Origin of the sequence: Novosphingobium percolationis, assembly GCF_020179425.1 — a bacterium.
Lineage (GTDB): Bacteria > Pseudomonadota > Alphaproteobacteria > Sphingomonadales > Sphingomonadaceae > Novosphingobium > Novosphingobium percolationis.
On sequence record NZ_JAILYM010000016.1, the window covers coordinates 1 to 5,644 of the forward strand.

Below are 5,644 nucleotides of genomic sequence, written 5' to 3' on the forward strand. Positions count from 1 at the left end.
AGATAGTCAACTGACAGGATAACCGAGATCTTGAGCAACGGTGCTCGGACGAGTCCAGAAGATCGTCCTCATCCGTACTCATGGGTGGCAAGCGATCGAGAAACGCTTCATCGACCTGGATATGGCAGGTTGCGCAGGAGCAACACCCTCCGCACAATGCAAGCAACTCGTCGATGCCTGCGTCGCGGATCGCTTCCAGTAACGTGGTTGCGCCATTCGGTGTGACGGTCACGCGCTCGCCAGTGCGCGTTGTAACGGTAATCTCCATTAGTCCTCTAATTTCCAAATATGCTTTTTGGCAGTCTGCTATCGACTGAAAAACCTCCACGCCGCCTTGGCGCGCAAGGCTCATGGGGAAAGCGCGTAGTCCAATCCGATATCGGCCGCGGGAGCACTTTGGGTGATGCGCCCGACTGATACAAAATCGACGCCAGTCGACGCGATTTCCCTAATCGTATCGAGCCGCACGCCGCCTGACGCTTCGATGGGGACGCGGCCGCCGACAAGGGCGACGGCCTCTTTGAGCTTGGCAGGAGACATGTTGTCGCAAAGCAGACGATCCGCCCCCGCCATCAGCGCAGGCTCGATTTGTTCGATCCCGTCAACCTCGACCTGGACTTCCAGCCCGGTATTGGCGGCTTTCGCAGCCTTGACCGCTTCGACAATGCTGCCAGCGGCGGCGATGTGGTTGTCCTTGATCAGGATACCGTCATCCAGACGCATGCGATGATTCCGCGCCCCGCCCACCTTGGCGGCATATTTCTCGATCGCCCGAAGACCGGGAATTGTCTTGCGCGTATCGAGAAGGACGCAATCCGTACCGGCGATCGCTTCGGCATAAGATCGCGTCACCGTCGCGATGCCGGTCAGGTGCTGGAGCGTATTGAGAGCGGACCTCTCGGCCGCGAGCATGAGCTGCGCGCTTCCCGCAATTCGCATGAGGGGCTGCCCAGCGGCAACATTGTCCCCATCCTGCACCAGGAATTCGATAGCGACCTCGGGGTCGAGCTTACCGAAAAACGCGGCTGCCAGCTGGAGCCCGGCAACCACTATCGGTTGCCGGGCAGCCAGAACGGCGGAAAAGCGCGCGCTGGCGGGGACTGACACACGGCTCGTGACGTCTCCGCTCCCCAGATCCTCACTCAGAACATAATCGACGAAGTTGTCGAGTTGTTGCTGATCCAGGCCCGCGATCAAATCCGACTCACGCATCAGGAAACCGCGTCCGCCAGATCTTCAACTTCTTCCTTGTCGGCGAAGACGCCGGTCAAGCGCCTCTCCTCCTCGGAGACGTTGATCAGCCGCCAGTCATCGCCCTTGGGGACCATGCCCTCGAACGACATGAGCTTCGCCAGTGGCACGCGCGGTTCTACAGCACCCAGTGCCGGCTCGCCTTTCTGAACAGCCTGGGCGGCGCGATACATCTGGGTGCGGAAGGTGAAGATCGCCTTGTCGCTCGAGCCGAGCAGATCCTCGCTGCGGTCGGCGATCGGCCCCATCGATTCCCACATCGCCATGTCCTGACAGGGAATGCCGTAGATGCCGGTAAAGTCGCCGGCTTTCATCAGGGCCCGGTCCTGCAGATAGTTGTTTTCGGCGTTGCGCCGCTTTTTGAAGGTAACGGGCTCGACGTCCTTGCCAATCTCCGCCCCGCAGAACTTGCGCCAGGCATCCTGACTGATGCCCTTCGTCGGATGCCAGGCGATCCAATAGAACATGGTGTTCACATCGTCGATCGGAACCAGCATCTGTGACAGATGATATTGGTCGTTGGACGGGATGTGCACCGTGAACGGAGCCTGGAACAGAGTCATGCGTACATAGTCCTGCTTGTCCGCATCGATGATCGGCTTGCGGATAGCAGCATAACGAAAGCCGAACGGCGTTTTCTGCACTTCAATCTTGGGCGCCTTGTCGGCCGACGGGCGAAGCCACGCGGTGTCCGTAGCCGTCGAGCCGCTTACTTCGGTGGCCGTCGGCATGTTCGATGAATGCAGGCTCGAACTGTGCGCCGAATCGATCGACCCTTCGAGAACCTGCGCCCAGTTGCAGCCGCCATGCATTTTCACGATGCTGATCTTCTCAGCCGGCGCGGCCGACCAGTTCGGCGGGCTGAAAGGGATGACATTTTCCGGGTCACCCATCCACACCCAGACGAAACCAGCAGATTCTACCACCGGATATGCCTTGGTCTTCATCGTGCCGCGTAGCTTTGCATCGACCGGCTCGGAAGACATGTCGACGGCATTGCCGTCCACATCGAATTTCCAGCCATGATAAAGGCAACGCAGGCCGCATTCCTCGTTGCGACCGAAGGCAAGGGAAGCGCGCCGGTGCGGGCACAGCTCGTCGAGCGCACCGATGCGCCCCTCCGTATTGCGGAACACGACCATGTTCTCACCCAGCAAGCGAACACGCAACGGCGTGCCGTCTGGCTCGGCGACGTCCTCGATCATGCAGGCGGGCAACCAGTGCTGCCGCATCAGCTTCCCCATTGGGGCCTCGCCCTCCACACGGCAAAGCAGATCATTTTGTTCCGGAGTCATTAGCTACCCTCCTCATTTTGGCTTGGCACGAAGACGAATCACCCTCAGGATGCGCCCTTGAAATTACTTCTATATCGTAGTAATGGCTTTTTCAAGCCTGATTTTCGGGTTGAAGGGAGCGGCAGGCAAAGAATGGCAAATGCGTTGCGACTAGGAATCATTGGGCTCGGCCGGGGTTTCATGCTCACTCTGCCCGCGCTGAAGGCCGATTCTCGCGTAGCGCTTGCCGGGGCTTTCGACCTGCGCCGCGAAGCTCGGGAACGCTTCGCGGACGAATTCGGCGCGCCGGCGTTCGATACGCTCGACGCGCTCTTGTATTCGCCGGTTATCGATGCGGTTTATATAGCCACCCCGCATGAGTTGCATGCCGAGCAGGCCATCGCCGCTCTGCGGGCTGGAAAGCATGTGCTGGTCGAAAAGCCGATGGCGACAACGCTTGCAGATTGCGCGCGTATAGAGCGCGCCGCCGCCGATGCCGGCAAGGTGCTCGTGGTCGGACCCAGCCACGGCTTCGATGCACCCGTACAGGCTGCCGCGCAATTGGTTGCCTCAGGCAGGTTCGGTGCCGTGCGGATGGTCACGGCGCTCAACTTCACCGATTTCATGTTCCGGCCCAGGCGTCCGGAAGAACTGGATAGCGCCCGTGGCGGCGGCGTCGTCTACAGCCAAGCGGCGCACCAGATCGATGTCGTGCGCCGCCTTGTCGGGCAGCCCGTTTCATCTGTTCGCGCCGTCGCCGCCAACTGGGATAGCAGCCGCCCGAGCGAAGGCGCCTATACGGCGCTGGTGACATTTGAAGCCGGTGCTGCAGCGTCGCTGACCTATAGCGGATATGCGCATTATGACAGCGACGAACTGGTGGGGTGGATAGCGGAGCTTGGCTATGACAAGGACCCGGATCGCTACGGCGAGGCGCGTAAGAGGCTTGCGACGCTATCATCGCAGGATGAAATCGAAGCCAAACTGAAGCGCACATACGGCGTCCCGGCTGTCGCTGCCGACACGCCAGCGCCGCATCATGAGCATTTCGGTTTCATCATCGTCAGCTGCGACCGCGCGGACCTGAAACTGTCGCCCAAGGGGCTCTCAATTTATGGGGACACCGAACGCGATTTCCAGCCGATCGAGCCCCCTGCCCTGCCGCGCAAGGAAGTCATCGACGAGTTTGTCGGCGGTTGCCTAGGCATTCGCCGCCCGATCCATGACGGGCGCTGGGGACTTGATACCATGGCCTGTTGCGTCGCGCTCCTCGAATCGAGCCGACGCAATACGGACGTAGCGCCCAACCAACTTCTCGACACTCTATCGGAGAAACCGTGACAATGACCAGACTGAGCCTTTCCCTCGCCTGTTGGGGCTATGACCGCACCGAAGCCCTCCAGACGGGCGCGGTCCGGCCCGACGGCATCGACCTCAACTTTCAGGTTCTGGATGTCGAGGAAACCTTCTTCCGCATGCTGCGCAATCGAGAATTCGATGTCGCTGAACTGTCGATGTCGTCCTATTGCGTGACCCTGGGCCGCGAGAATCCTGGCTTCATCGCCATTCCCGTCTTTCCTTCGCGCTTCTTCCGCCACTCCTGCATTTTCGTCTCCGCCAAAAGCGGCATCGAAAAGCCCGAGGATCTCGTCGGCAAGCGGATCGGCGTGCCTGAATATCAGATGACGGCTCCGGTCTGGATCCGCGGCATCCTGCAGGACGAGTATGGCATTGATCCTGCGTCGGTCACCTACGTCACGGGTGGTGAAGAGGAGCCGGGGCGCGAGGAGAAGCTGAAGCTCAATCTACCCGACAAGTTCAAGGTCGAGCCGATCGGACCCACCCAGACCTTGAAGCGCATGCTGGCGGATGGAGAGATCGATGCGCTGCATACTGCGCGGGCGCCGTCGACCTTCTATTCGGAGCCGGGCAAGGTTCGGCGCCTCTTCCCCAATTTTGTGGACGTTGAAAAAGCCTATTTCGCGAAGACAGGAATCTTCCCGATCATGCATGTCGTGGCCATCCGGCGAGACGTGTATGAGAAGAATCGATGGATTGCTCAGGCGCTTTACAAGGCATTCGTAGAAGCCCAGCGGTTGAGCTATGAACAATTGTTGGTGTCGGCATCGCTGAAAACGATGTTGCCATGGCAGATCGCCGCAGTGGAGGACACTATTGCTACGATGGGCAGGGAATGGTGGCCCTATGGCATCGAAAAGAACCGCCACGTCATCGAGACATTCACGCGTTACCATCACGAGCAGGGCCTGTCGCCCCGCCAGCTCACCATAGAAGAGATGTTCGCGCCCGAGACTTTCGCCGAGTTCCGCATCTAAGAAACCATCCTGCACGAGGCCAGTCTACTGCTCACATGATGGTCCTCGGGACACGTTTAATATCCCGAGGACCATCATAGGAATATGGGTTTCGGGTGCCGGGTACGGTTTTGCGATGCGTTCGTGCGGCGTCTGTGCGAGTGGAGGATCGGTTGAACCCGTCAGGAGTGAACAGATGTCGAAGCACGCCCCCAAACTCGATCCGGAACTGAGTTTGGGCTATCAGGTTCGGCGCTGCCACCGACGGTTCGATCGGCTCTTGAGTGCCTATTTGGCCAAGCACGAACTCAAAACCGGTTTCTGGTACTATCTTCGTGTCCTATGGCTCAGGGACGGGGTGACCCAAAAATATCTGAGCGACATGACTAACGTCACCGAAAATACGACGGTCGCCATGATAAACGCCATGCTTCGGCAAGGGCTGGTGCAACGCGCCAAGGACAAGGATGATCGTCGAAAATTGCGGATTACTCTTACAGATCATGGCCGTGCGCTCGAAAAGGAGCTGATGCAATACGCGATCGACATCAACAAGGTCGCTGTTGCTGGCATCGAGCCGCGCGAAGTTGAAATCTGTCGATCGGTCCTCGAGCGCATATCAGCCAATCTCGCTGCCGAATTTGATAGGCTGCCTGCGAAGCCTGCTGACGAAGGATGACTCCTCCACATCATCCCTGGATCAGGGGCAACAGGCCATGAACAGGGAGGGACGTGTGCGCCATGGCTGAACGGGAAGGCCTCACGGCCACTCCAACTCCCGATAGAGGGAAGCCTTGGCGCAGC

Annotated in this window: 6 protein-coding genes; 3 read left to right on the forward strand and 3 right to left on the reverse strand. The window is 59.3% G+C overall.

Annotated elements, in window-relative coordinates; all coding sequences use genetic code 11:
* The 3 genes from K3A84_RS20120 to K3A84_RS20130 all read right to left on the reverse strand — a co-directional run.
* Positions 1-268: 2Fe-2S iron-sulfur cluster-binding protein (locus tag K3A84_RS20120; RefSeq protein ID WP_404823192.1), on the reverse strand; the 268-nt coding region annotated here is incomplete at its 3' end.
* Between the two features lie 80 nt (positions 269-348).
* Entirely contained in the window at positions 349-1,212 is an 864-nt protein-coding gene (gene nadC / locus K3A84_RS20125) for a carboxylating nicotinate-nucleotide diphosphorylase (protein WP_017184792.1), read from the reverse strand.
* Positions 1,212-2,546 (reverse strand): Rieske 2Fe-2S domain-containing protein, encoded by a 1,335-nt coding sequence (locus K3A84_RS20130; RefSeq protein WP_017184793.1) that lies wholly within the window; start codon positions 2,544-2,546, stop codon positions 1,212-1,214. The genes nadC and K3A84_RS20130 overlap by 1 nt, the downstream gene beginning before the upstream one ends.
* A gap of 132 nt (positions 2,547-2,678) precedes the next feature.
* On the opposite strand from K3A84_RS20130, the gene K3A84_RS20135 reads away from it, so the two are divergent.
* From K3A84_RS20135 to K3A84_RS20145, 3 genes are all read left to right on the forward strand, one after another.
* Positions 2,679-3,866 (forward strand): Gfo/Idh/MocA family protein, encoded by a 1,188-nt coding sequence (locus tag K3A84_RS20135; RefSeq protein ID WP_017184794.1) that lies wholly within the window; start codon positions 2,679-2,681, stop codon positions 3,864-3,866.
* 2 nt (positions 3,867-3,868) lie between these two features.
* Positions 3,869-4,861 (forward strand): PhnD/SsuA/transferrin family substrate-binding protein, encoded by a 993-nt coding sequence (locus tag K3A84_RS20140; RefSeq protein WP_017184795.1) that lies wholly within the window; start codon positions 3,869-3,871, stop codon positions 4,859-4,861.
* 175 nt (positions 4,862-5,036) lie between these two features.
* A complete protein-coding gene (locus tag K3A84_RS20145; RefSeq protein ID WP_017184796.1) occupies positions 5,037-5,519 on the forward strand; it encodes a MarR family winged helix-turn-helix transcriptional regulator in 483 nt (160 codons plus the stop codon).
* Positions 5,520-5,644 lie beyond the last annotated feature (125 nt).

Excerpts from the sequence above, each read along its gene's own strand:
- nadC (WP_017184792.1), bottom strand. The coding sequence starts at position 1,212 with ATGCGTGAGTCGGATTTGATCGCGGGCCTGGATCAGCAACAACTCGAC.
- K3A84_RS20130 (WP_017184793.1), bottom strand. The coding sequence starts at position 2,546 with ATGACTCCGGAACAAAATGATCTGCTTTGCCGTGTGGAGGGCGAGGCC.
- K3A84_RS20135 (WP_017184794.1), top strand. The coding sequence starts at position 2,679 with ATGGCAAATGCGTTGCGACTAGGAATCATTGGGCTCGGCCGGGGTTTC.
- K3A84_RS20140 (WP_017184795.1), top strand. The coding sequence starts at position 3,869 with ATGACCAGACTGAGCCTTTCCCTCGCCTGTTGGGGCTATGACCGCACC.
- K3A84_RS20145 (WP_017184796.1), top strand. The coding sequence starts at position 5,037 with ATGTCGAAGCACGCCCCCAAACTCGATCCGGAACTGAGTTTGGGCTAT.